Annotated in this window: 1 rRNA gene; it reads left to right on the top strand. The window is 52.4% G+C overall.

Annotation, left to right across the window (positions count from 1 at the left end):
- Nucleotides 1-254 (top strand): 16S ribosomal RNA (locus tag GTP46_RS29305); the annotation flags it as partial.

Raw genomic sequence — 254 nt, 5'->3', positions numbered from 1 at the left:
GGGAGGCAGCAGTGGGGAATTTTGGACAATGGGCGAAAGCCTGATCCAGCAATGCCGCGTGAGTGAAGAAGGCCTTCGGGTTGTAAAGCTCTTTTGTCAGGGAAGAAAAGGGATTGGCTAATATCTGGTCCTCATGACGGTACCTGAAGAATAAGCACCGGCTAACTACGTGCCAGCAGCCGCGGTAATACGTAGGGTGCAAGCGTTAATCGGAATTACTGGGCGTAAAGCGTGCGCAGGCGGTTTTGTAAGAC

Source organism: Duganella flavida (genome assembly GCF_009857445.1).
GTDB classification, from domain to species: domain Bacteria; phylum Pseudomonadota; class Gammaproteobacteria; order Burkholderiales; family Burkholderiaceae_D; genus Rugamonas; species Rugamonas flavida.
Note: the sequence above shows the minus strand (reverse complement) of the source record. Positions and strands in the feature narration are given on the sequence as shown.